We start from the raw sequence: 24,621 nt of genomic DNA on the forward strand, positions 1-24,621 counted from the left end.
ATCCCCAATCTTTGCTTATGAGAATTGAAATCATTACTATTGCACCCCTCTCAACCTGTCCCCGGACCGTCGCCCCATGAAAAGCAAAGCCGCCGGCCTGCCCCTGAGCTACCGCCTGGCCGTGACCTCGCGCAGCCTGGCTGCCTTGCTGGGGGGCTACCTGCTGGCCTCGGCGGCCAGCGTCTGCGTCAGCCTGCTGATGCCCGGCGCCCAGGTCGATGCGGCACTGACCGGGATGATGCTGTCGTTCGTGTTCTATCTGCTCGCCTTCATCTGGTGCTTCGCCTGCCGCAGCGCATTGCGCGCCTGGCTGGGCGTCTTGCTGCCAAGCCTCGTGCTGGGCGCGATCGGCGGGCTGGCTTATTGGATGAAGAACCCATGAAAGAGGGCTTCCGCCAGGCCATGGCCTGGCTGCACACCTGGACCGGCCTGATCTTCGGCTGGCTGTTGTTCGCCATCTTCCTCACCGGCACGCTTGCCTACTTCAAGGAAGAGATCAACCACTGGAGCAAACCGGAGATCCACAGCCATCCGCTGAATCCGGCGGCCAGCCTGGAGATGGCGCAGCGCTACCTGCAAGCCAACGCCGCCGATTCCAGCACCTGGTTCATCCGCCTGCCCAGCGAGCGCGAGGCGGCGCTGAGCGTCGGCTATCGCGACCCCAACGCCGGTGGGCGACGCGGCTTCACCAGCAAGGAACTGGACGCGGCCAGCGGCGAGATGGTCGAGGGCCGCGACAGCCGTGGCGGCGACTTTTTCTACCGTTTCCACTTCCAACTGGAGATGCCGCACCCCTGGGGGCGCTGGCTGTCGACCTTCTGTGCCTTCATCATGCTGCTGGGGCTGGTGACCGGGATCATCACCCACAAGAAGATCTTCAAGGAGTTCTTCACCTTCCGCCCCGGCAAGGGCCAGCGCTCCTGGCTCGATGGCCACAACGCCATCGGCGTGCTGGTGCTGCCCTTCCACCTGATGATCAGCTACAGCAGTCTGGTGATCTTCATGTACATGGTCATGCCTGCCGGGATCATGGCCAGCTATGGCAGCGCCAACGGTTACTTCAACGACCTGTTCGGCCGCGACGAAGTGCCGAAGGTGGCTGGTGTGGCCGCGCCGCTGGTCCCCCTGTCGAGCCTGTACGCCAAGGTCCAGGAGCAGGCGCCAGGCGCGCGCATGGGCTTCATCCAGGTACAGAACCCTGGCGACCAGAATGCCCGCGTCACCTTGAGCCGTGCCTCGGCCGACAGTGTCGCGTACAAGCGCAGCGCCAACTGGACCTTCGACGGTGCCACCGGTGCACTGCTCACCCAGGGTGCGCCGGAAAGCGCGGCGATGATGACCTCCTTCACCTTCGTCGGCCTGCACATGGGCAACTTCGCCGGGCCCTGGCTGCGCTGGTTGTACTTCGTCTTCGGGGTCGCCGGCACGGCGGTGATCGGCACTGGCCTTGTGATGTGGCTGGGCAAGCGTCAGCTCAAGCATGCCAAGAGCGAGCGCATGCCCGCGGAGCTGCGCCTGGTCGAGGTGCTCAACATCGCCAGCATGAGCGGCCTGCTGCTGGGCGTGGCGGCGTTCTTCTGGGCCAATCGCCTGCTGCCGGTCGGGCTGCAAGGGCGGGCCGACTGGGAGGTCAATGCGTTCTTTCTGGTCTGGGCACTGTCGCTGCTGCACGCCATGCTGCGCCCCGGGCGTCGCGCCTGGGGCGAGCAGTTGGCGCTGGGGGCCCTGGTGTTCGCTGCGTTGCCGTTGCTCAATGCCGTGACCACAGGCCAAGGCCTGGATCATTCGCTGATCGTCGGTGACTGGGCGATGGCTGGGTTCGATCTCACGGCCCTGGCCACCGGCCTGTTCCTCGGCTGGGCGGCCGGCAAGATGCTGCGCGCGCCCAAGCCGGTCGCCAAGCGCTCGGCCAAGGTCAAGGCCCGCGCCGAAACCGTGGAGGCGAATTGATGCTGAGCCTGGCGCTGTTCACCTTCGCCGGCCTGGCTGCCCTGTGCCTGGCCATGGAAAAACACTTCACCGACCTGCTGGACCGCAAGCCGCGGCAGGCCCAGTTGCGTGCCTTGCGCATCCTCGGCTGGCTGCTGCTGGTGCTGTCGGTGGTACTGGCCGTGCACTTGCGTGGCTGGGCGCTGGGGCTGGTGGAGTGGACGGCCGTGTTGATGGCCGGGCTGACCCTCTGGGTGTTCGGCCTGCCGTACCAGCCACGCCTGCTGCTGAGCCTGGCAACGGCGAGCCTGGTGCTGGCGCCGGTCGTGGCGGTGTTTGGCGCGTGAGCGAGCCTGACCTCGACGAGGCCGGTGGCCGGGCGCGCTTCCTGCAGGTGTTCCTGGCCCAGCGCGGACGCATGGAGGCGCTGGTCAGCCGGCGCGTCGGCTGTCGTGCCACGGCCTCGGACCTGGTCCAGGAGCTGTTCCTGCGCTTCTGGCGTCGGCCTGCGGTCAAGGTCGAGGCGCTCGACACCTACCTCTTGCGCTGCGCCGGCAACCTGGCGATCGATCACCTGCGCAGCGAGGGCAGTCGCGGTCGTGTCACCGAAGGGCTGTCGATCAGCGACGAGGCGCTGTCGGTCCAGGCGCCAGAGCAGGCGCTGGAGGTCGATCACGATCTACGGCGCATCGAGCAGGCGCTGCGCGCCTTGCCGGAACGTACGCGACAGATCTTCCTGCTCAACCGCATCCATGGCTGCAAGTACGGCGAGATCGCCAAGGCCATGCAGGTGTCCCAGAGTGCGGTGGAAAAGCATATGATGCGCGCCCTCGAAGCGTGCAAGGCGAGTGTCGCCGAGCCCGCTACCCCATTGCGCAGGCCAGGGAGCGACCGTCGATGAGCCAGCCCTATCCAATCACCGCCGAACAGTCGCGCATGGCCCTGGGCTGGCTGAGCCGCATCAACGAGCATCCTCCGGCAGCCGAAGGCGCCGAGTTCAAGCGCTGGTTGCTGGCCGATCCTGCGCACCGCGCCGCTTATGCCGAGGCCCTGGCAGTGTGGCAACTGAGCGAAGCGCCCGCCGCGCACCTGGCTGAAGAGGAACGCGAGGATCTCGAGCAGTACCTGCAGGCCATGCGTCGGCCGAAAGCCCGCTGGGGGCGGCGTGGCGGGGCACTGGCGGCAGCGGCCTGCCTGGTGCTGACACTGGGCAGCCTGGCCGGTTGGCAGCCGCAATACTGGCTGCAGGACCTGCGTGCCGACTATCGCAGTGATGAGCATGTGCGCCAGGTCACCCTGGCCGACCAGTCACGCCTGACCCTGGATGCCAACAGCGCCGTGGTGGTGGATTTCGACCATGGCGAGCGGCGCGTACACCTGCTGCGTGGCGCGGCGTTCTTCGAGGTGACCCACACCGGTGCGCCGTTCCTGGTCGATGCGGCGGGCGGCGAAGTGCGGGTGCTGGGCACTCAGTTCGAGGTACGCGGGCAGGGCGACGGCGCCCAGATTACCGTGCGCAGTGGACGGGTGGCGGTGACACCGATTGCCGGTGCCGTGGCGCGTGAGCTGACCGCCAACCAGCAACTGACCTACGCCGAGGGCGTGGCGGGGGCGATCAGTGCCGTGGACAGTGACAGTCGCCTGGCCTGGCGCCAGGGCTGGCTGAACTATTACCAGGTGCCGCTGGCGCAGGTGGTCGAGGACCTGGAGCGGTATTACCCGGGGCGCATCCTGCTGCTCGACGATGCCTTGGCGCAGCGCAAGGTCAGCGGCAGTTTCCCGGTGGAGGAGCCCTTGCTGGCGCTGGCGTCGCTGGGCAAGGTCATGGGCTTCGTGCCGCAGACGCTGTTCGGGCGGGTGACGGTGGTGCGCTGAAGCCGACCCCATAACGGCAAAACCCCACCGGCACCCTGGTGCCTGTGGGGTTTTTCGCATATGCGAGGGCTTCAGTTCCCCGCTTTGATGCTGGTCCAGATCCGCGTGCGGATGCGGTCGATCTTCGCTGGCATCGCTTCCAGGGCAAACAGCTTGCCCATCACGTCCGGGCTCGGGTAGATCATGGTGTTCTGCTTGAGTGCCGGATCGACCAGGGCGTCTGCCTTGGCATTGCCGTTGGCGTACTGCACCGAATTGCTGATGTTGGCCATCACCTCAGGCTGCAGCAGGTAGTTCATGTAGGCGTAGCCGGCTTTCTCGTCCGGTGCATCGGCTGGCATGGCGACCATGTCGAACCACAGCGGCGCACCTTCCTTGGGAATCGAATAGCCGACCTTCACCCCGTTCTTCGCATCTTCGGCGCTGTTCTTGGCCTGCAGCACGTCGCCGGAGAAGCCGACCACCACGCAGATATTGCCGTTGGCCAGGTCACCGGTGTACTTCGAAGAATGGAAGTAGTTGATGTACGGACGCACCTTCATCAACAGTTCCTTGGCCTTCTCGTAATCCTCAGGCTTCTGGCTGTGCGGCGGCAGGCCCAGGTAGTTCAGGGCGATCGGCAGCAATTCCGGGCCGTTGTCGAGCATGGCCACGCCACAGCTCTTGAGCTTTTCCATGTTCTCGGGCTTGAACACCAGGTCCCAGGAATCGACCGGTGCCTTGTCGCCGAGCACGGCCTTGACCTTGTCGATGTTGTAGCCGATGCCGGTGCTGCCCCACAGGTACGGGAAGCCGTACTGGTTGCCCGGGTCGTTCACTTCCAGCGCCTTGAGCAGCACCGGGTTGAGGTTCTGCCAGTTCGGCAGCTGGCTCTTGTCGAGCTTCTTCAGGGCCTTGCCCTGGATCTGCCGGGCCATAAAGTGGTTGGAGGGGAAGACCACATCGTAACCGGAGTTGCCGGTCATCAGCTTGCCGTCGAGGGTTTCGTTGCTGTCGTAGACATCGTAGGTGGGCACGATGCCGGTGGCTTTCTGGAAGTTCTGCAGCGTGTCCGGGGCGACGTAGCTGGACCAGTTGTAGATCTTCACCGAGTCGGCGGCGCTGGCGACGCCAGCAGCCAGCATCAGGGGGGCGAGGAGGAGTTTGCGCATGTCCGGTTTACCTTGCTTTGTCTGTTGTTATCGAAGAACGGCAGGCGATCAGCGGATCAGAAAATCAGTACGTAGGTCTTGCGCACGGTTTCCTGGATATCCCAGATCCCGGTGCTGTTGGCCGGTAGCATCAGTGCGTCTCCGGCTTCTATGACCAGGGGCTCGCCACCGTCGGGGGTGAAGGTGCAGCGGCCCTTGATGAAATGGCAGAACTCCTGTTGCACGATCTGCCGGCGCCAGCGCCCGGGGGTGCATTCCCAGATACCGGTTTCGACGCCATCGTTGCGTTCGACGCAGGTGACCGAGGTCACCGCGACGGGTTCTCCGAGGGGGACGGCGACCGGGTTGGAGGTTTCCAGCGCGGCGCTGTCGGTGTGCTTGAACTGGGTGATGCTCATGACTGCAGGATCTCTTGTGGTAGTGGGTGCAACTCAGTGCATGAAGCCTTCCATGAACCCGGCCAGGCCGCTGGCCAGGCGTCGCCGCCAGGCCGGGCTGGCCGGGTTGGCGAGGGTGCGGTCCTCGTGGACGAAGCTCTGGATGATCGCGTTGTAGCCTAGCCAGCGGCAGGGCTCGGGCGGCCAACTGGCGAGGCTCGACAGCGGGCGGTTGTCGTGGACCCAAGGCTGGGCGGTCAGCTCGTTGTGCTGGCCGAGAATCAGTGCCGCGAGCGTGCGCCCGCCCAGGTTGGTGGCGCCGACACCTTCGCCGCCATAGCCACCCGAGAGCGCCAGGCCGCGTTGGCGGTCGCACAGCATGTGCGGGCGGAAGCGCCGCGCCATGCCCAGGTTGCCACCCCAGGAGTGGGTGATGCGCACGTTCTTCAGGTGCGGGAACAGTTCGCCGAACAGATAGCGGCGCAGCTCGATCTCGGCGTCGCTGAGGCTGAAGTCCTCGCGCAGGCGGCCACCGAAGCGATACCCGCCGCGGGCGCCGAACACCAGGCGGTTGTCGGTGGTGCGCTGACCATAGGTGACCTGGCGGCTGCCTTCGCTGAAGGCCTGGCCCTGGCTCAGGCCGATCTGCTCCCAGGCCGATTCCGGCAGCGGCTCGGTCGCCACCAGCAGGCTCTGCACGGGCAGTTGATGGCGATCCAGCGGCGGCAGGCTGGCGGCGTAGCCTTCGACCGCCGGCACGACCCATTGGCAACGGACCTTGGCCTGGGCAGTGCGCACCTCACCGGTCTGCCAGTCGCTGGCCGGGGTGTTTTCGTAGATGGGTACGCCCATGCCCTCGACCACCCGTGCCAGGCCGCGCACCAGCTTGGCAGGCTGGATGGTTGCGACGTGGGGGCTGAAGATCGCGCCGTAGGCATTGCTGACCCGCAGTTGGCCGGCCAGTTGTTCGGGCTTGAGCCAGCGGTAGTCGTCCTCGTTCATGCCCTGGCGGTACAGGTCGTCGAGGTAGGCGCGCAGGCTGCGCTCCTGCTCGGGGTAGCGGGCGGCGCAGTAGATGACGCCACCCTTGCGGTAGTCGCAGTCGATGCCTTCGCGCTGCAGCACGCCGTGCACTTCGTCGGGGATGGCGTGCAGCAGGTCGACGCTGGCGCGGCGCTGCTGTGGCGAAAGGGTGGCCAGCAGGCGGTCTTCGCCCAGCAGGTTGCCCATCAGCCAGCCGCCATTGCGCCCGGAGGCACCGAAGCCTGCGGTGTTGGCCTCGAGGATGGCGATGCGCAGGTGCGGGGCCTGGCGCTTGAGGTAGTAGGCCGTCCACAGGCCGGTGTAGCCGGCACCGATGATGCACACGTCGACATCCAGGTCCTGCTGCAGCGACGGGCGGGCGTCGAGCGGCTCGTCGAGCTGGTCCATCCAGAGGCTGATCGTGCGCCAGGCTTGCATCAGGTACTGCTCCCACTTCCGTTCAAGGTTCTGGGAGCGATGCTAGTAGGGCGGGCGCTTCGCTGTCTTACGTGCGTGCACGCAGAGAAATCTGCTTCACGTAGGCCTTGGGCGAGAGCCCGGTGTGTTCGCGAAAGCACTTGTAGAAGGCCGACAGCGAATTGAAGCCGGCGGCAAAGGCCAGTTCGTCGATCGGTGCCCTGCAGCCCGCGTCATCGAGCCCGGCGAGCAGGTGCTGCAGGCGGGCCTGGTTGACGTAGCGGTAGAAGCTCTGGCCGAGCACCTGGTTGAGCAGGTAGGAGATCTGGTTGCGGCTGTAGCCGCTCTCCTGTGCGACCTGTTGCAGGTCCAGCTCAGGGTCCAGGTAGGGGCGCTGGGCCTGGAAGTAATGTTCCAGGTCCTGGGCCATGGTGCTCAGTTGCCGTGGCGACAGGCCCAGGCGGCTGGTCGCGGGACGCGGCCCGGAGGCGCTGGCGCCCTTGCCGTCGCGGCGGATCAGCGTGCCGTATTCGTTGACCCGCCAGATCAGGTTGTCCTTGACCGTGATCGCCTCGCTGGACTGGAAGGCCACCAGGCCTTCACCGCCCTGGACCGTCACCTGGTACTGGATGAAGGCTGTGCAACCGTCGACCCGGATGCGGTCGCTGTGGACGATGTCTTCCCCGGCTTCGTGCGGCAACGAGACGCGCACGTATTCGCGCAGCTCGTCGAAGCCGAGCACACGGTTCTGGAAAAAGTCGTGGTACTGGATCTCTCGGTGATACAGCGCCATGACCCCATCCAGGTCGCGATGCTTCCAGCACAAGTGGTAGCGCATGACGACTTCCGCAGTGAGCGGTGTCTGGGCGGGGCCGTCTGGAAGGAGAGTGGCGGTCATGGGCCGATAATGCATCGGGCCGCTCCGGGCGACAAGGGCGCACGGCCTGGCCTGAGAAGCCACAGGGCTGCGGGGACTGCATAACGCCCAGTTCGAATGGGTGGGTTCGGGCGATTCGCACGATCCTAGGAAGTGGTTTTCAGCTAAGTGATTGATTTAGTTGGATGTCATTTTTTGTCACAACTGGCACGCGCGCTGCACTGATCCAGTGGCAAACAAAAAGGAAGTTTTGCTCACCCTCATAAGGCGCGAATCATGATTACCACTGCCGATCTGCCAACCGTTGTTTCCGAGGCCCCGAACCGCTCGGGCGTATCCTGGGCCGCCATCTTCGCCGGTGCCGCTGCTGCGGCGGCGTTGTCGTTGATCCTCGTGATACTGGGCGCGGGCCTGGGCTTTGCCGCCTCATCTCCCTGGGCCAACGAAGGTGCCAGCGCCAAGGCGCTGGGGATATCCACCATCGTCTGGCTGCTGATTACCCAGATCCTCGCCTCCGGGCTGGGCGGGTATATGGCGGGTCGCTTGCGGGTGAAGTGGGCCAACCTGCATCGTGACGAGGTGTATTTCCGCGATACCGCCCATGGCTTCCTGTCCTGGGCCATCGCCACCCTGGTGACTGCGTTGCTGGTCGTGTCCTCTGCTGGCGGACTCGCCAGTGCCGGTGCCTCGGCAGGCGCTGCTGCCGCTTACGGAGCCGTCGCCAGCGTTTCCATGGCGGATGACAAGAGCAAGCCGTCGGGCGCCGCCGACCCCATGGGTTACTACGTCGATCGTCTGTTCCGTGGGGATGGTCCGGTCGCGGTGAGCGAGGATGCGGCCAATGGCGTGGCCAGCCGAATCCTGGTCCGTGGCCTGGCTGCCGATGGCGGGATGGCTGCCGAGGATCGCACCTACCTGGCCCAGTTGGTGGCCCAGCGTACCCGACTGACCCAAACCGAAGCCCAGGCGCGGGTCGAGCAAGTCTATGAAGAGGCGCGTCAGGATGCTGCGCAAGCCAAGCAGGCGGCCCAGGAAGCTGCCGACACTGCGGCCAAGGTCGCGGCCTGGACCGCCATCTGGACCTTCATCGCCTTGCTGTGCGGCGCGTTCTTCGCCAGCTTCGCAGCCCTGTTCGGTGGCCGACTGCGTGACGGTGCGCGGTGGGTCGAGCAAGACCACCGTGCGCTGCATGCTTCGACCACTGTTGTCCGCTAATTCGAATTCACGACTGGAGGAACCATCATGCGCTCGATACTGCTCTGGATGCTTGGGGTGCCAATCCCGGTGATCATTCTGATCGCGATCTTCATGCACTAATAGAAAAGGGCCGCTACTGCGGCCCTTCTTGCAACTGTTGTCCTACGGTAGCGGCTTCATGCTGCTTACAGAAACTGCTCCGCGTAGTGACAGGCCACCTGCCGCGTTCCGACCTGCCTGAACGCTGGAATCTCCTTGCCGCAACGCTCCGTGGCATAGGGGCAGCGCTTGTGGAAGGCGCAGCCGTCTGGCGGATTCAGCGGGTTGGGCAGCTCGCCGGCGATACGGATCTTCGGTTTGAGCGGATCCGGGTGAATGGCCGGGGTCGCCGAGAGCAGCGCTTGCGTGTAGGGGTGCAGCGGCTTCTCGTAGATATCTTCCTTGGGCCCCATTTCCGCCGGGCGGCCCAGGTACATCACCAGCACCTGGTCAGCGACATGCCGCACCACCGCGAGGTTGTGCGAGATGAACACGTAGGCGGTGTTGAACTCTTTCTGCAGGTCCATGAACAGGTTCAGCACCTGGGCCTGGATCGACACATCGAGCGCCGAGGTCGGTTCGTCCGCCACCAGCACCTTGGGCTGCAGCATCATCGCCCGAGCCAGGGCGATACGCTGGCGCTGACCGCCGGAGAACATGTGCGGGTAGCGCTGGTAGTGCTCAGGGCGCAGGCCGACCTGCTGCATCATCTTCTGCACCTTGTCGCGGCGCTCGGCCTTGCTCAGCGACGTGTTGATCAGCAAGGGCTCGGCCAACTGATCGCCGATCTTCTGCCGCGGATTGAGCGAGGCATAGGGGCTCTGGAAGACCATCTGCACGTCACGGCGCAACTGCTTGCGCTGGGCTTTGTCGGCGCCTTTGACTTCGGTGCCGGCAATCTGCAGCGAGCCCGAAGAGGGCTCTTCGATCAAGGTCAGGGCACGGGCCAGGGTGGACTTGCCACAGCCGGATTCGCCGACCACGGCCAGGGTCTTGCCGGCCTCCAGTTCGAACGACACGCCATTGAGCGCGCGCACCAGTGCATGGCCCTTGAACAGGCCGCGGGAGACTTCGTAGTGACGGGTCAGTTCACGGGCGGACAGAACGACAGTCATCACGCCACCTCCTGGTTCAACGGGTAGAAGCAGCGCACCAGGCTGTGGGCCTGGGGATCGAGGGCCGGACGCTGTGCCCGGCAGTTGTCACGTACATAAGGGCAGCGAGGTGACAGCAGGCAACCCTGGGGGCGGTCATAGCGCCCGGGCACGATGCCAGGCAGGGTGGCCAGCCGTTCGGCGCCGATGCTGTGCTCGGGGATCGCTGCCAGCAGCGCTTCGCTGTAAGGGTGTGCGGGGATGTCGAACAGCTCCGGCACCTGGCCCACTTCCACTGCCTGCCCTGCATACATCACGCACACACGCCTGGCGGTTTCGGCAACCACGGCCAGGTCGTGGGTGATCAGGATGAGCGCCATGTTGCGCTCCTTCTGCAGGTTGACCAGCAGTTCCATGATCTGTGCCTGGATGGTCACATCGAGGGCGGTGGTCGGTTCGTCGGCGATCAGCAGCTTGGGTTCGCCAGCAATCGCCATGGCGATCGCGACGCGCTGGCTCATGCCGCCGGAGAGCTGGTGCGGGTAGGCGTCAAGGCGGCTTTCGGCGGCCGGGATCTCGACTTTCTTGAGCAGCTCCAACGCGCGCTGGCGTGCAGCCTTGCCCTTCAGACCGAGGTGTTGGCGCAGCACTTCCTCGATCTGGTAGCCCACGGTGTAGCTGGGATTGAGTGCGGTCATCGGGTCCTGGAAGACCATGGCGATGTCCTTGCCCACTACCTTGCGGCGCTGACGACCGCTGAGCTTGAGCATGTCGATGCCGTCGAAGGTGAGGCTGTCGGCGGTGATGCGCCCAGGGGCGTCGATCAGCCCCATCAGGGCCATCATGGTCACCGACTTGCCGGAGCCGGACTCGCCGACGATGGCGAGGATCTCGCCGGCGTCTACCGACAGGTCGAGGCCGTCCACCACGGGGACGGCGTTGGCGTCGCCGAAGCGCACGTTCAGGTTGTTGATCTGCAACAGTGACATGGCGCTCTCCTCAGGCGGCGTTCTTGAGTTTCGGGTCCAGCGCATCGCGCAGGCCGTCGCCCATCAGGTTGATTGCCAGCACGCTGAGCAGGATCGTCAGGCCAGGCAGGCTCACCACCCACCAGGCGCGCTCGATGTAGTCGCGGGCAGAGGCCAGCATGGTGCCCCATTCGGGGGTGGGCGGCTGGACACCGAGGCCGAGGAAGCCCAGGGCGGCGGCGTCGAGGATCGCCGAGGAGAAACTCAAGGTAGCCTGCACGATCAGCGGTGCCATGCAGTTGGGCAGCACGGTGACGAACATCAGGCGCGGCAGGCTGGCACCGGCCAGGCGCGCGGCGGTGACGTAGTCGCGGTTCAGCTCGCCCATCACCGCGGCGCGGGTCAGGCGCACGTAGGAAGGCAGCGAGACCACGGCGATGGCGATCACTGTGTTGATCAGGCCAGGGCCGAGGATGGCGACGATGGCCACGGCCAGCAGCAGCGAGGGCAGGGCCAGCATCACGTCCATCAGGCGCATGATCGACGGGCCTAGCAAGCGTGGGAAGAACCCGGCGAACAGGCCCAGCAGGATGCCGGGGATCAGCGACATCACCACCGACGACAGGCCGATCAGCAGCGACAGCCTTGCGCCCTGGATCAGGCGCGAAAGCAGGTCGCGGCCCAGTTCGTCGGTGCCGAGGATGAATTGCCAGGTGCCGCCCTCGAGCCAGACTGGTGGGGTCAGCAGGAAGTCGCGGTATTGCTCGCTGGGGTTGTGTGGTGCGACCCATGGGGCGAACAGCGCACAGAACACGATCAGGCACATGAAGGCCAGGCCTGCCACTGCGCCCTTGTTGCGCGAGAAGGCCTGCCAGAACTCCTTGTACGGGGAGGGGTAGAGCTGGCTGTGGTCGGCGGTTGCAGCCTGGGTCACAGCGTTGGAAGTCGGATTAGTCATGGCGGGGACCTCAGCGCTGATGACGGATGCGTGGGTTGGCCAGGCCGTAGAGGATGTCCACGACGAAGTTGACCAGGATCACCAGGCAGGCGATCAACAGGATGCCGTTCTGGACCACGGGGTAGTCACGGGCGCCAATGGCTTCGATCAGCCATTTGCCGATGCCCGGCCAGGAGAAGATGGTTTCGGTGAGCACGGCACCTGCGAGCAAGGTGCCGACCTGCAGACCGAACACCGTCAGCACCGGGATCAGCGCATTGCGCAGGCCGTGCACGAAGACCACGCGGGCCGGCGACAGGCCCTTGGCGCGGGCGGTACGAATGTAGTCTTCGCGCAGCACTTCGAGCATCGAGGAGCGGGTCATGCGGGCGATCACCGCCAGCGGGATGGTGCCGAGCACGATGGTCGGCAGGATCAGGTGCATGAAGGCATCCTTGAACGAGCCTTCATCGCCCACCAGCAAGGTGTCGATCAGCATGAAACCGGTCACCGGCTCGACGTCGTACAGCGGGTCGATGCGCCCGGACACGGGTGTCCAGCCCATGCTCACCGACGAGAACATGATGAGGATCAGGCCCCACCAGAAAATGGGCATGGAGTAGCCGGCGAGCGAGACGCCCATCACCCCATGGTCGAACAAGGATCCGCGCTTGAGCGCCGCGATCACCCCGGCCAGCAGGCCGAAGACGCCGGCGAAGATCAACGCGCAGAACGCCAGCTCCAGGGTGGCGGGGAACAGCGTGGTGAACTCTTTCCACACGCTCTCGCGCGAGCGCAGCGATTCGCCGAGATCGCCTTGGGCAAGCTTGCCGATGTAGTCCATGTACTGGGCCGGCAGGGGTTTGTTCAGGCCAAGGCGTTCCATGGCCTGGGCGTGCATTTCAGGGTCGACCCTGCGCTCGCCCATCATCACTTCCACCGGGTCGCCGGGGATCAGGCGTATGAGCGCGAAGGTCAGCAGGGTGATACCGAAGAAGGTCGGTATCAGCAGGCCCAGGCGCCGGGCAATAAAACTCAACATCGTCGGAGGTACCTCATCGGCCGGTCAAGGCAGCCGCCGGCCCTTGCAGAGGCCGGCGGTCATGTTTTTCTTCTACTTCACCTTGGTGGTGGCGAAGTTGTTATTGGTCAGAGGGTTGATGACATATCCCTCTACGTTGTCGCGCATGGCCGTGAACATCTTCGGGTGGGCCATGCTGATCCACGGTTGATCCTCATCGTACACCGCCAGCGCCTCGCTATAGAGCTTGGCGCGTTCATCGTTGTCGATGATCTCGCGGGCACGGGTGATCAGTTCCTGGAACTTAGGGTTGCACCAGCGCGCATAGTTCTCGCCGGTCTTGGCGGCATCGCAACTGAGCATCGGGGTCTGTATGTTGTCCGGGGCACGGTTGGCGCGGGCCCAGCGGGCGGAGACCAGGTCTGCTTCACCCTTCTTGGCGCGGCGCAGCATCTCGGCCCATTCCATCACGCGGATGTCGAGCTTGAGCCCGATCTTGGCAAGGTCGGCCTGCAGCATCTCTGCCGAAAGGCGTGGATTGGGGTTGGTCGGGCCGCCACCGTTGCGGGTGAACAGGGTGATGACGGTGCCTTCGGGAACGCCGGCTTCCTTGAGCAGGGCGCGGGCCTTGTCGAGGTCGCGCGGCGGGTTCTTGTTCTCGGTGTTGTAGCCGATCATGGTCGGCGGGTAGGGGTTGACCCCGACCAGCGCGTTGCCCTTGCCGAACAACTGGTCGACGTGGGTCTGGCGGTCGAAGGCGATGTTGATCGCCTTGCGCACGCGCACGTCGCTAAGGTACTTGTGCTCGGTGTTCATGGCGATGTAGCCGGTCACCAGGGCTTCGATCTCGGCGACCTTGAGCTTGGGATCGGTCTTGATCGCCGGGACGTCGTCGGGCTTGGGGTACAGGGCGATCTGGCATTCGTTGGCCCGTAGCTTCTGCAGGCGCACGTTGTTGTCGGTGGCGATGGCGAACACCAGCGTGTCGCTGGGCGGCTTGCCGCGGAAGTAGTCGGGGTTGGCCTTGAAGCGGACCTGGGCGTCCTTGTTGTAGCGCTGGAACACGAACGGACCGGTGCCGATCGGCTTGCTGTTCAGGTCGCCGGTCTTGCCGGCCTTGAGCAACTGGTCGCCGTACTCGGCGGAGTAGATCGAGGTGAAGGCCATGGCCAGGTCACGCAGGAACGGCGCTTCCGGGCGGGTCAGGGTGATCACCACGGTGTGGTCGTCGGTCTTGCTCACCGACTTGAGCAGTTGCCCGAAGGCCATGCTCTCGAAATAGGGGTAGCCGACGCTGGTCTTGTCGTGCCATGGGTGCTTGGCATCGAACTGGCGGTTCAGGCTCCACAGCACGTCGTCGGCATTGAAGTCACGGGTGGGAGTGAAGTAGTCGGTGGTGTGGAACTTCACGCCCTCGCGCAGGTGGAAGGTGTAGGTCAGGCCGTCGGCGCTGACGTCCCAGCTATCGGCCAGCGCCGGCTGGATATCGGTGGTGCCGGGCTTGAAGTCGACCAGGCGGTTGAACACGGTTTCGGCCGAGGCGTCGGCGGTGACCGCGGTGGTGTACTGGACGATATCGAAACCTTCGGGGCTGGCTTCGGTGCACACCACCAGGGGCTTGGCCGCGAGGTTGCCGGCGGCGCCCAGGATGATCGCTGCCAGGGCAGCGCGTAGCGGTAGCGATTTCATGGAACCTCCCTGCGAATGACTCCAGCGTAGACGTCACGGCCCGGAAAGCCCGGGCCGTGACCGTGGCGGTCAGAGAATGTTGAACGGAATGGTGGTCACGATGCGCAGCTCGTCCAGGCTGCCGTCGGCCTGGGCCTTGCTCGCGCGGTGGGCGGTATAGGTGGCGCGGATGCTGGTGTCCTTCAGCATGCCGCTCTGCACCGCATAGCTGGTGCCGATGCCCCACTCGTAGTGGGTCTCGCCATCCATGCCACGCACGTCGTAGGCGGTACCGCGGTAGTGGGTACCGTCGATGCCCCAGCCGCGGGCGTTGTACAGGTTGAACTTCAGGCCTGGCACGCCGTACTGGGCCATGTTCAGCACGTAGGAAATCTGCAGGGATTTCTCGTTCGGGCCGTTGAAGTCCGACAGCAGGGAGTTGGCCAGGTAGATACCGTTGGTTTCGTGCAGGTAGTCGAAGTACTCGTTGCCGTTGACCTGCTGCCAGGAGGCGGTGAGCGTGTGCGCCTGGTGGGTGAGGCCGAACGACAGGCTGTAGGTGTCGTTGTCGATCTCGCCCATCTTCTTGCTGCCGGCATCGACCGTCTTGTAGTAGTTCAGGCCGGTGGTCAGGCTCAGCACCGCGCTGTCACCCAGCACGTGGTTGGCACCGAAGTAGTACTGGTTCCAGAAGTCGTCGACCTTGGTGGCGTACAGGCTGGTGGTCAGGCTCTTGAACGGCTGGTAGTTGATACCGGCGGTGCTGGCACGGTCGGTTTCCACGCCGGTGGCGCTGTATTCGGAGCGGAACTTGCTCAGGCTCTGTTCGGTACGCGGCGAGACGCGGTCGAAGGTGCCGATGTCGAACGACAGGTTGTCGAATTCGGCGCTGTGCAACGCCACGCCCTGGAAGCTCGAAGGCAGGGCACGGTTGCCGATGTAGGCGATCATCGGCGTGTCCAGGGACTGACGGCCGACGGTGAGGGTGGTGTTGGAGATGCGCGCCTTGACGTTGGCCAGGCCCGCCTTGCTCCACTGGCCGACAGGGTCGCCATCGCTATGGGTCAGGGTGCGGTTGTTCGGCCCGGCAATCGCTGCGCGACCACGCTCGAGGGCGATGGCGTTGTAGGCGGCGACTTCGGTGGCGAAGCCCACGGTGCCCTGAGTAAAGCCCGAACTGTAGTTGAGGATGGTGCCCTGTACCCAGTTGTCACGGCTGTGGGTGTCGTGGCGGGTGCCGTCGCTCTTGTAGTACTTCCACAGCGGCGCACGGGTGGCGCGTTCGCGGGCGTACCAGTTGCGGGTGCTGCCGCTCAGGCTCTGGCCTTCGAAGAAGCCTGATGCATCGGCCTGCTCACTGCCTGACTTGAGGCTCAGCGGGTAGAAGTCCTGGCTGACAGGTTCTGCCTGGGCGGCGGCGCAGAAGGCGCCGATGGATAGGGCCAGCGCGGTTTTGGTGGTTCGTTTCAAGGTTAAAGCTCCCTTTCTATTCTTATATCTGTGGCCCGATCTTGTGGGTCGGGCTTGGCTCGGTGACGCGGTACTGCGGGTGTTCACCTGGGATTGCCAGGCAAATCCGGGCTGCACGCGGTCGCGGGAGTGGGGGGTACTCCCGGTCTGGCGATACAGGGTCAATCGATGCTGACGCCGGAGAAAACGTTGCGTCCGAAGGGGCTGACCTTGAAGTCTTTCACACTGATGCTGAGGGGTTGGTTGACCGTCGAATGGGCCACCGGGGTAATCGGTACCTGCTGCTTGAGGCGTTGCTGGGCCTGCTGGTAGAGGTGGGTGCGCTGTTCGCGGTCGGTGACCTGCTTGGCCTTCTTGACCAGTTCGTCGTACTGGCTGTCGCACCACTGCGAGTAGTTGTTGCTGCCAATGGCATCGCAACTGAACAGGGTGCCGAGCCAGTTGTCCGGGTCACCGTTGTCGCCGGTCCAACCGATCAGGGCGATGTCGTGTTCGCCATTTTTCATGCGCTTGAGGTATTCGCCCCATTCGTAGCTGACGATACGGACCTTGAAGCCGAGCTTGCTCCAGTCGGCCTGGAGCATTTCAGCCATGAGCTTGGCGTTGGGGTTGTAGGGGCGTTGCACCGGCATGGCCCAGAGGGTGATTTCCGTGCCTGGCTTGACCCCGGCCTGCTCCAGCAACTGCTTGGCTTTTTGCGGATCGAACGGCGCGTCCTTGAGCGTATCGTCGTAGGACCATTGGGTGGGCGGCATGGCGTTGACTGCCACTTGCCCGGCGTCCTGGTAGACCGCCTGGATGATCGCCTGCTTGTTGACCGCCATGTCCATCGCCTGGCGCACTTCAAGTCGATCGAACGGTGGATGCTGGGTGTTGTAGGCGATGTAGCCGAGGTTGAAGCCGGGCTGCGTCATGATCTGCAGCTTGCCGTCCTGCTTGAGCGAAGGGAGATCGGCCGGGCGTGGATGAAGGGTGACCTGGCACTCGTTGCGGCGCAGTTTCTGGATACGCACCGAAGGGTCGATGTTGATAGAGAACACCAGGTTGTCGATCTTCACCCGGTCAGGGGCCCAGTAGTCCTTGTTGCCCTTGAAGCGGATCTGCGAGTCCTTCTGGTAGCGCTGGAACACGAACGGGCCGGTGCCGATCGGCTTCTGGTTGATATCGCTGGGCCTGCCGGTCGCCAACAGGTGCTCGGCGTATTCGGCGGAGAGGATGGACGCGAAGGCCATGGCGATGTTCTGGATGAACGCGGCATCGACCTTGTTGAGGGTGAAAACCACCGTGAGCGGGTCGGTTTTCTCGACCTTGGCGATGTTCTTGTCCAGGCCCATGCTGATGAAGTAGGGGAACTCGGTGGGGTAGGCCTTACGGAACGGATGCTCCTTGTCGAGCATGCGATTGAAGGTGAACAGCACGTCGTCGGCGTTGAAGTCGCGGGTGGGCTTGAAGTCCTTGTTGTGGTGGAACTTCACCCCAGGCCGCAGGTGGAAGGTGTAGCGCAGGCCGTCCTCGGACGCCTGCCAGTCGGTGGCCAGGCCTGGCTGCACAGCGGTGCCGCCACGCTCGAATTCGACCAGGCGGTTGTAAAGGGGCTCGGCGGCGTCGTTGTCGGTGGCCGAGGTGTATTGGGCGGTGTCGAAGCCAGCCGGGCTGCCTTCGGAGCAGAACACGAGGTTGTTGGCCTGGGCAGCGATGGCCTGGCCGAGCAGGCCCAGGCCCAGCATGGTGCCAAGTAGTGTGGTACGGCGCATGGCGATCCTTTCCTCATCTGTTTGCGCTGCCGCGTACTGAACAGGCGGCAACAGAAGCCCGTTCCTGACGTTAGCGGCATCAGGAAGGGCGAGACAGGTAATGAATATGTCTAGTGGCGTAAGAAACTTCTGAATGTTGCCGAGAAATTTCGACAATTCGCCGAGCCCATGCCAGCCCCGTCACATGGCGGGGCTGGCTGGGCGCTATTTCTCCACGCTTACGCCATAGAAGGAGTTCAGTCCGAACGGACTGATCTTGAAGTCCTTCACTTTCGCACTCATCGGCTGATAGACCGTGGAGTGGGCGATGGGGGTCATCGGCACCTGCTCCTTGATGATGTGCTGCGCCTGCTTGTACAGCTCGGTGCGCTTGGCCTGGTCGGAGGTGGCCTTGGCCTGCTTGATGATGTCGTCGTAGGGCTTGTAGCACCACTTGGAGAAGTTGTTGCCCTCCAGTGCGTCGCAGCCGAACAGGGTGCCGAGCCAGTTGTCCGGGTCACCGTTGTCGCCGCTCCAGCCAATCAGCATGGCGCCGTTTTCGCCGCCCTTGGAACGCTTGATGTATTCGCCCCATTCGTAGCTGACGATCTTGGCCTTGATGCCGATCTTGGACCAGTCCGATTGCAGCATCTCGGCCATCAGCTTGGCGTTGGGGTTGTAGGGGCGTTGCACCGGCATGGCCCACAGGGTGATCTCGGTACCTTCCTTGACGCCGGCTTCCTTGAGCAACTGCCTGGCTTTTTCCGGATCGTACTTGGCGTCCTTGATGGTGGTGTCGTAGGACCACTGGGTCGGTGGCATGGCATTGACTGCCAGCTGGCCGGCGCCCTGGTACACCGAATCGATGATCTGCTGCTTGTTCACCGCCATGTCCAGCGCCTGGCGCACCTTGAGCTGGGCCATGGGGTTGGGCTCGTTGCTGCCCTTGATCTTGTCCATCACGTTGTAGGCGATGTAGCCGAGGTTGAAGCCGGCCTGTTCAGGCATCTGCAGCTTCGGATCCTTCTTCAGTGGCTCGATGTCGGCCGGGCGCGGGAACAGGGTGACCTGGCACTCGTCACGCTTGAGCTTCTGCATGCGCACCGAGGCGTCGGTGCTGATGGCGAAGACCAGGTTGTCGATCTTCACGTCGTCCGGTTTCCAGTAGTCCTTGTTGCCCTTGTAGCGGATCAGCGCGTCCTTCTGGTACCTGTTGAACACGAACGGCCCGGTGCCGATCGGCTTCTGGTTGATGTCGGCGGCCTTGCCCTGCTTGAGCAACTGGTCGGCGTACTCGGCGGACTGGATCGAGGCGAAGCTCATCGCCAGGTTCTGGATGAACGCGGCGTCCACTTCGTTGAGGGTGAACTTGACGGTGTGATCGTCGAGCTTCTCGAGCTTGGCGATGTTCTTGTCCATGCCCATGTCGGTGAAGTACGGGAATTCGGTGGGGTACGCCTTGCGGAACGGCATGTCCTTGTCGAGCATGCGGTTGAAGGTGAACAGCACGTCGTCGGCATTGAATTCGCGAGTCGGCTTGAAGTAGTCGGTGGTATGGAACTTGACCCCTTCACGCAGGTGGAAGGTGTAGGTCTTGCCGTCTTCGGAAACGTCCCATTTGGTGGCCAGGCCGGGGATGACGGCGGTGCCGCCACGCTCGAACTGGGTCAGGCGGTTGAAGATCGTTTCGGCCGAGGCGTCGAAGTCGGTTCCGGTGGTGTATTGGCCCGGGTCGAAACCGGCGGGGCTGCCTTCGGAGCAGAACACCAGGTTGGACGCGGCGAGGGCTGCAGGGGCGCCAGCCAGCAGGCCTGCGCCTACCAGGAACGGAATGACTGCGTGTTTGAGCATGGTGGCCTCATTGTTGTCATTTTTGATTTGAGGTGGCCTCGTGAGCCGACCTGCGGATACTTATGCAGGGGGTATACCCATTGCAACACTCAACAGGATAGTCGGCGCCACAAATGTGGCACGGTCGTACATGGATGTCGCATTCATGTAAATTTTGCGCAGGTTGAACGTTTGCGCAAGAAAAAAGCTGGCATTTTGCGACATGTTTCGAAGCGATAAGGGATGTAGGTTGCACTGAAACAGTGCGTAGGAAGATTCAGATGCAGGCTGGAGATGACCATTGCCCCCGCTGTCATTGCGACAGGTGCGGTGGCCAGGAGAGGGGCCACATTGCAGGTGGCCCCGGTCGCTCAGTCGAGCGCAGCCGCAATCACGGCATCTGTACTTCGATCAGCCCATCGGCATTCATGCTTACTTCGCTGGTGCCGGCTTCGATGTCCGGCGAGGCGGCTTCATCCGCAGCCATGGCTTTCATCGCCATCGGTGCGCTGCGCATGTAAGGGCGCGGGTAGCCGCTGCTGTTGAGGTTCAGGCTGACCACTTTGTAGCCTTTGCCGCCGAGGGCTTCGGTGGCCAGTTGGGCGCGGGCCTTGAAGGCGTTGACCGCATCCTTGAGCAGCTCGTCTTCACTGGCCTTGCGGGTGGCCGGGGCGATGGAGAAGTCCATGCCGCCCATCTTCAGTTCCTGCAGCAGCTCACCGGTGAGTTTGGACAGGGCCGGGAAGTTGGCGCTTTCCAGGCGCAGCTCGGCGCGCTCGCGCCAGCCGGTGATCTTCTGGCCCTTGGTGTCGTAGACCGGATAGCTGTTACGGCTGCCCTGGCTGATCTTCACGTCCTTGACTTCGCGGGCCTGCTGGACCGCCTTGTTCATGGTTTCGGTGATCTGCTTGGCGAGCTTGCCCGGGTCGGTGTTCTGCGCTTCGCTGTACAGGGTGACGACCATCAGGTCGCGGGCCACTTCCTTGCTGACCTCGGCGCGCAGCGATACCTGGTTGTAGCGCGGCTCGTCGGCGGCCAGGGCCGGCAGGCTGGCGAGCATGCCACAAGACAGGACTAACGCGGCGCTGCGACGGGAAATGTGCATGTATGACTCCTTCAAGTAGAAAGCGTGGGGATGACGTCCATTCCACGCATGGCCCATCAGACCGGAAACAGTGTAGTGGGTTCAACAATGCCATCATGACTTTGTGACAGAGTGTGGCGCTTTGCCGCATTGCTGCAGCGGGGCGCCTGGCTTCGGTATACTCCAGCCGATTGTCCTGGAGCACTCATCAGGAGAGCTCATGCTCGCCCCCGCACACCCAATGTCCGCCACCCGTCAGAACCTCTGGCGCCTGACCATCATTCGCATCCTGGTCCTGGCCGCCCAGGCCGGCTCCGTGGGCGTGGCCTACTGGACCGAGCTGCTGCCGCTGCCGTGGCTGTCGCTGGCGGCAACGCTCGCGCTGTCGTCGCTGCTGTGTGCCTTTACCGCCTTGCGCCTGCGCCTGACCTTGCCGGTCACGGAGATGGAATACGCCCTGCAACTGGCCTGTGACCTGCTGATCCACAGCGCCCTGCTGTACTACTCGGGGGGCTCGACCAACCCCTTCGTGTCCTATTACCTGGTGCCGCTGGCGATTGCCGCCGTGACCCTGCCGTGGATCTATTCACTGGTGTTGTCGGGCATTGCGCTGGTTGCCTACAGCCTGTTGCTGGTGCAGTTCTACCCGCTGGAGACGCTGCCGTTGGCACGTGACACCATGCAGGTGTATGGCATGTGGCTGAGCATCGCCCTGGCCGCTGCTGTCATTACCTTCTTTGCTGCGCGCATGGCCGAGGAACTGCGCCGCCAAGAGCAGATGCGTGCCGAGCGGCGCGAGGATAGCCTGCGCGACGAACAGTTGCTGGCCGTGGCAACGCAGGCCGCCGGGGCCGCCCATGAGCTGGGCACGCCGCTGGCGACCATGAGCGTGCTGATCAACGAGATGCGCCAGGACCATACCGATCCGCAGTTGCAGGAAGACCTTGCGGTGCTGCAGGACCAGGTCAAGCTTTGCAAGGAGACGCTGCAGCAACTGGTGCGTGCCGCCGAAGCCAACCGACGCATGAATGTGCAGGAGCAGGATGTCACGGCATGGCTCGACGAGGCGCTCAATCGCTGGCACCTGATGCGTCCGGAAGCCAGTTACCGTTTCCAGCGCCTGCGCGATGGCGAGGTGCCGCGGCTGACTCCGCCACCAGACCTCACCCAGGCGCTGCTCAACCTGCTGAACAACGCCGCCGATGCCTGCCCGAACGACCTCGAAGTGCGTCTGGACTGGGATGCCCAGGATATCCTGATCAGTATCCGCGACCATGGTGCCGGCGTACCGGTAGCCATCGCCGAGGCGATCGGCAAACCCTTCTTTACCACCAAGGGCAAAGGCTTCGGCCTGGGCCTGTTCCTGAGCAAGGCCAGCGTTACCCGCGCGGGGGGCTCGGTGAAACTCTATAGTCATGAAGAGGGCGGCACCCTGACCGAGCTGCGCCTGCCCCATGGCAAGCGAGGAGATGAACGATGAGCGATGAGAACCAGATCGAAGGCGAAGAGCTGCCGCACCTGCTGCTGGTGGATGATGACGCCACCTTTACCCGGGTGATGGCCCGTGCCATGAGCCGCCGCGGTTTTCGGGTGAGCACCGCCTCGAGTGCCGAGGAGGGGTTGATCCTGGCTCAGCAGGACTTGCCGGACTACGCCACGCTTGACCTGAAGATGGAAGGTGATTCGGGCCTGGTTCTGTTGCCCAAGCTGCTGGAGCTGGACCCGGAGATGCGCGTGCTGATCCTGACCGGCTATTCCAGCATCGCCACTGCGGTCGAGGCGATCAAGCGCGGCGCCTGCAACTACCTGTGCAAGCCGGCCGACGCCGACGATGTGCTGGCGGCGCTGCTGTCCGAACATGCCGACCTCGATACCCTGGTGCCGGAAAACCCGATGTCGGTGGACCGCCTGCAGTGGGAGCATATCCAGCGCGTGTTGACCGAGCACGAAGGCAATATCTCGGCGACGGCGCGGGCGCTGGGCATGCACCGGCGCACCTTGCAGCGCAAGCTGCAGAAGCGGCCGGTGCGGCGCTGATCGCACGACAGACCGCGGCGCCTGCTTCGACTTGCCCGTGAAGCAGGCGCCGCGAAAATCAGCCCCCGATCACCGTCCGATCCATGCGCACCGCCAGCGCACCTGTGCCTGGCTCGACCGCGAACGACACCTCTCCCTCCCGCGCCACCTGCGCTCGCCCGATCACCTGCCCATCGCGCAGCAGCTCCAGCGGCATCCCTTGCAGCGACTGGCCCGAAGCCAGTTCCAGTTTGATCCTGATATTCATCGGTGACCTCCTTGTCACGCGTTACGGTCGATGTAAGTGGTGGCCTGCCCGTCTAGGCGCGCGATCAGCTCCGGTGCGCCATCGCGGAACTGGCGGAACAGGTTGCGCCCACGACGTTGGGCATCGAGCGGTACCTGCACGGTCGGGTGGAACTGCTCGCCCAGCTCGGTATAGGGGTTCCAGGGGCCGATGTAGGATTCGTTGACGCCATCGTCGACACTGAAGGCATAGCGCACGGCATTACCCTGGCGCCAGTTCAGGCCATCCGGCTCGCGGCGCTGCCAGCCGCCGGCAACGATGGTCGGTGAAGTTGCCGGGGCATCGATGAAGCCCGTCGGGCGGTTGGGTTTGTAGTCCTTGAGCAGCAGGTAGGTGCTCCAGCCCCACCAGTCACTGGTGTACTGGCGGTCGTTGAGGTCGGCCACATTCTTGCGCCGCAGTACCGTCGAGCCTTGCTGGCGGTAGAGCGCAGCGAAATTGCCGGGGACCAGGTCCTGCTCGGCTGCCTGCAGGTCTGGCGTCAGACGCAGGGCGGCGTACTGCTCCGGCGATGCGGCCCGCCCCTTGTCGAAGGCCTGGAACACTTCGTCGGCCGAACGCTGTACCGCGCGCCCGACCTGGCGCCGGTTGGCCACATCAACGCTGTCGAAATAACGCTTGTCACCATAGGCACGCCACTGCTCGCCTTCGGCATTGCGCACGCGCAGGCCGTACTTGCTGTCCTCGTCGTGCATGAAGCGTGACACCAGCGAGCCGATATCGCTCGGCGTGACCGCGTCGGCCAGGGCCTTGCGCGGTACACGCAGGTGGCCGGCGGAGAACAGGTCGGTAAGGAAGTGGTCGGCGAAGGCGTTCATGGCATAGGCCAGTTGCAGGTCGCGTTCGTCGCCGCTGTCACGGGCGCGCAGCGCCTGTTGCAGTGCTGCGCCGTGACCGGCCTGGTAGGCCAGCAGGGCCGACCGGCCGAAATGGTCCCAGTTGCTGGCGGCCAGTTTCAGGTAGCGACCCAGTGGCAGGAGATCCGAAGCCACGCTACCGCCCCCGGTGATGCGATTCCAGCGCGCCGACAGGCTGTCGCCCAGTGCGTCATAGGCTTCATGGGGTTGACGGCCGTCCTTGATGGCGCGGTTGGCCGCCGAGATCTCTTCCTGCATGACCGCCAGAATTTCCTGGGCTTCGGCACGGGAGGCGGGCAGGCGGGCCAGCGAGTCGAAAGCCTGGACGAAGCGTTCGATGCGCTCGGAGGGTGTTGTTCCATCGGCGATGGGGCGTTCCGGCACGCCGTAGAAGTCACCTCCCAGCGCAACCACCTGACCGTAGGTCAGGCTCAGACCGTTGGGCAACGGCAGCGGAGACTGGTGCGCCACGATCGGTGGTTGGTTGGCCGTGAAGCGCAGCAGGACGTTGTCGCCGATGGCGGTGTGCTCGCCGCCCTCGAAGCGCAACTCGGGCCCGGTGGGCTTCGGTGCTTCGAGTGGTGGCAGGCGGTGGTACTTGATGGTGTGATGGCCGTCCACCACCAGCACCAGGTGCGTGTGCTCCCCCTCCAAGGGGATGCCTTCGGGGTCGAACAAGCGGTCGAGGTCCGCGACTTGCAGATTGGCTTGGCCGGTTGCGGGCAGTGATTGCATTTCTGACATTGGTTGC

Annotated in this window: 23 protein-coding genes; 8 read left to right on the plus strand and 15 right to left on the minus strand. The window is 64.1% G+C overall.

The features are described 5' to 3' along the window. Nucleotides 1-76 precede the first annotated feature (76 nt). Genes HU748_RS20110 through HU748_RS20130 form a run of 5 tightly spaced genes read left to right on the plus strand, consistent with a single transcriptional unit; the run spans nucleotide 77 to nucleotide 3,804 of the window. Complete coding sequence (locus HU748_RS20110; RefSeq protein ID WP_054893493.1) at nucleotides 77-382, plus strand: DUF3649 domain-containing protein; 306 nt, start codon at nucleotides 77-79, stop codon at nucleotides 380-382. Beyond that, nucleotides 379-1,950: a PepSY-associated TM helix domain-containing protein gene (locus HU748_RS20115; protein ID WP_186667770.1), complete on the plus strand. Its 1,572-nt coding sequence runs from the start codon at nucleotides 379-381 to the stop codon at nucleotides 1,948-1,950. The genes HU748_RS20110 and HU748_RS20115 overlap by 4 nt, the downstream gene beginning before the upstream one ends. Then, entirely contained in the window at nucleotides 1,950-2,276 is a 327-nt protein-coding gene (locus HU748_RS20120) for a DUF3325 domain-containing protein (protein ID WP_186721646.1), read from the plus strand. Before HU748_RS20115 ends, HU748_RS20120 begins: the two co-directional genes overlap by 1 nt. Continuing rightward, nucleotides 2,273-2,830 (plus strand): sigma-70 family RNA polymerase sigma factor, encoded by a 558-nt coding sequence (locus tag HU748_RS20125; protein ID WP_186710706.1) that lies wholly within the window; start codon nucleotides 2,273-2,275, stop codon nucleotides 2,828-2,830. The genes HU748_RS20120 and HU748_RS20125 overlap by 4 nt, the downstream gene beginning before the upstream one ends. Further along, a complete protein-coding gene (locus HU748_RS20130; protein WP_186721648.1) occupies nucleotides 2,827-3,804 on the plus strand; it encodes a FecR domain-containing protein in 978 nt (325 codons plus the stop codon). The genes HU748_RS20125 and HU748_RS20130 overlap by 4 nt, the downstream gene beginning before the upstream one ends. A gap of 71 nt (nucleotides 3,805-3,875) precedes the next feature. Here HU748_RS20130 and HU748_RS20135 read toward each other — a convergent pair whose 3' ends face one another. From HU748_RS20135 to HU748_RS20150, 4 genes are all read right to left on the minus strand, one after another. After that, nucleotides 3,876-4,955, minus strand: coding sequence for a polyamine ABC transporter substrate-binding protein (locus HU748_RS20135; protein WP_186721650.1), 1,080 nt, complete (start codon nucleotides 4,953-4,955; stop codon nucleotides 3,876-3,878). Between the two features lie 56 nt (nucleotides 4,956-5,011). Then, nucleotides 5,012-5,353, minus strand: coding sequence for a cupin domain-containing protein (locus tag HU748_RS20140; RefSeq protein WP_054893487.1), 342 nt, complete (start codon nucleotides 5,351-5,353; stop codon nucleotides 5,012-5,014). Nucleotides 5,354-5,386: 33 nt separating this feature from the next. Then, nucleotides 5,387-6,793, minus strand: coding sequence for an FAD-binding oxidoreductase (locus HU748_RS20145; RefSeq protein ID WP_186721652.1), 1,407 nt, complete (start codon nucleotides 6,791-6,793; stop codon nucleotides 5,387-5,389). Between the two features lie 67 nt (nucleotides 6,794-6,860). Then, nucleotides 6,861-7,685, minus strand: coding sequence for a helix-turn-helix domain-containing protein (locus tag HU748_RS20150; RefSeq protein WP_186721654.1), 825 nt, complete (start codon nucleotides 7,683-7,685; stop codon nucleotides 6,861-6,863). Nucleotides 7,686-7,925: 240 nt separating this feature from the next. Between HU748_RS20150 and HU748_RS20155 the strand changes: the two genes are divergently transcribed. Then, complete coding sequence (locus HU748_RS20155; RefSeq protein ID WP_186721656.1) at nucleotides 7,926-8,864, plus strand: hypothetical protein; 939 nt, start codon at nucleotides 7,926-7,928, stop codon at nucleotides 8,862-8,864. A 167-nt stretch (nucleotides 8,865-9,031) separates the two neighbouring features. Here the strand turns inward: HU748_RS20155 and HU748_RS20160 are convergent, their stop codons facing one another. From HU748_RS20160 to HU748_RS20200, 9 genes are all read right to left on the minus strand, one after another. Next, nucleotides 9,032-10,000, minus strand: a complete 969-nt coding sequence (locus HU748_RS20160; RefSeq protein ID WP_186667786.1) for a peptide ABC transporter ATP-binding protein — start codon at nucleotides 9,998-10,000, stop codon at nucleotides 9,032-9,034. Then, nucleotides 10,000-10,968, minus strand: coding sequence for an ABC transporter ATP-binding protein (locus tag HU748_RS20165; protein WP_186667788.1), 969 nt, complete (start codon nucleotides 10,966-10,968; stop codon nucleotides 10,000-10,002). The genes HU748_RS20160 and HU748_RS20165 overlap by 1 nt, the downstream gene beginning before the upstream one ends. Nucleotides 10,969-10,978: 10 nt before the next feature. After that, nucleotides 10,979-11,905: an ABC transporter permease subunit gene (locus tag HU748_RS20170; RefSeq protein ID WP_186667790.1), complete on the minus strand. Its 927-nt coding sequence runs from the start codon at nucleotides 11,903-11,905 to the stop codon at nucleotides 10,979-10,981. 10 nt (nucleotides 11,906-11,915) lie between these two features. Continuing rightward, nucleotides 11,916-12,926 carry an ABC transporter permease subunit gene (locus HU748_RS20175; protein WP_186667792.1) on the minus strand — a complete coding sequence of 337 codons (1,011 nt, stop codon included), beginning with the start codon at nucleotides 12,924-12,926 and terminating at the stop codon, nucleotides 11,916-11,918. Nucleotides 12,927-12,998: 72 nt separating this feature from the next. Then, the gene (locus HU748_RS20180; RefSeq protein WP_186721659.1) at nucleotides 12,999-14,594 is read right to left on the minus strand and encodes an ABC transporter substrate-binding protein; all 1,596 of its coding nucleotides are present in this window, start codon (nucleotides 14,592-14,594) and stop codon (nucleotides 12,999-13,001) included. Between the two features lie 69 nt (nucleotides 14,595-14,663). Continuing rightward, nucleotides 14,664-16,043 carry an OprD family porin gene (locus HU748_RS20185; RefSeq protein ID WP_186667796.1) on the minus strand — a complete coding sequence of 460 codons (1,380 nt, stop codon included), beginning with the start codon at nucleotides 16,041-16,043 and terminating at the stop codon, nucleotides 14,664-14,666. Between the two features lie 161 nt (nucleotides 16,044-16,204). Then, a complete protein-coding gene (locus HU748_RS20190; protein WP_186721661.1) occupies nucleotides 16,205-17,797 on the minus strand; it encodes an ABC transporter substrate-binding protein in 1,593 nt (530 codons plus the stop codon). A 204-nt stretch (nucleotides 17,798-18,001) separates the two neighbouring features. Continuing rightward, nucleotides 18,002-19,627 (minus strand): ABC transporter substrate-binding protein, encoded by a 1,626-nt coding sequence (locus HU748_RS20195; protein WP_186667800.1) that lies wholly within the window; start codon nucleotides 19,625-19,627, stop codon nucleotides 18,002-18,004. 370 nt (nucleotides 19,628-19,997) lie between these two features. After that, complete coding sequence (locus tag HU748_RS20200) at nucleotides 19,998-20,711, minus strand: SIMPL domain-containing protein (RefSeq protein WP_186721663.1); 714 nt, start codon at nucleotides 20,709-20,711, stop codon at nucleotides 19,998-20,000. A 199-nt stretch (nucleotides 20,712-20,910) separates the two neighbouring features. On the opposite strand from HU748_RS20200, the gene HU748_RS20205 reads away from it, so the two are divergent. Continuing rightward, a complete protein-coding gene (locus HU748_RS20205; RefSeq protein ID WP_186667804.1) occupies nucleotides 20,911-22,170 on the plus strand; it encodes an ATP-binding protein in 1,260 nt (419 codons plus the stop codon). Next, the gene (locus tag HU748_RS20210; RefSeq protein ID WP_186667806.1) at nucleotides 22,167-22,727 is read left to right on the plus strand and encodes a response regulator transcription factor; all 561 of its coding nucleotides are present in this window, start codon (nucleotides 22,167-22,169) and stop codon (nucleotides 22,725-22,727) included. The genes HU748_RS20205 and HU748_RS20210 overlap by 4 nt, the downstream gene beginning before the upstream one ends. 58 nt (nucleotides 22,728-22,785) lie before the next feature. Here the strand turns inward: HU748_RS20210 and HU748_RS20215 are convergent, their stop codons facing one another. Continuing rightward, nucleotides 22,786-22,974, minus strand: a complete 189-nt coding sequence (locus HU748_RS20215; RefSeq protein WP_186667808.1) for a hypothetical protein — start codon at nucleotides 22,972-22,974, stop codon at nucleotides 22,786-22,788. 14 nt (nucleotides 22,975-22,988) lie between these two features. After that, nucleotides 22,989-24,614 carry a phospholipase gene (locus tag HU748_RS20220; RefSeq protein ID WP_186711244.1) on the minus strand — a complete coding sequence of 542 codons (1,626 nt, stop codon included), beginning with the start codon at nucleotides 24,612-24,614 and terminating at the stop codon, nucleotides 22,989-22,991. Nucleotides 24,615-24,621 lie beyond the last annotated feature (7 nt).

The organism is Pseudomonas sp. RW3S2 (genome assembly GCF_014268955.1).
Classification (GTDB): domain Bacteria; phylum Pseudomonadota; class Gammaproteobacteria; order Pseudomonadales; family Pseudomonadaceae; genus Aquipseudomonas; species Aquipseudomonas wayambapalatensis.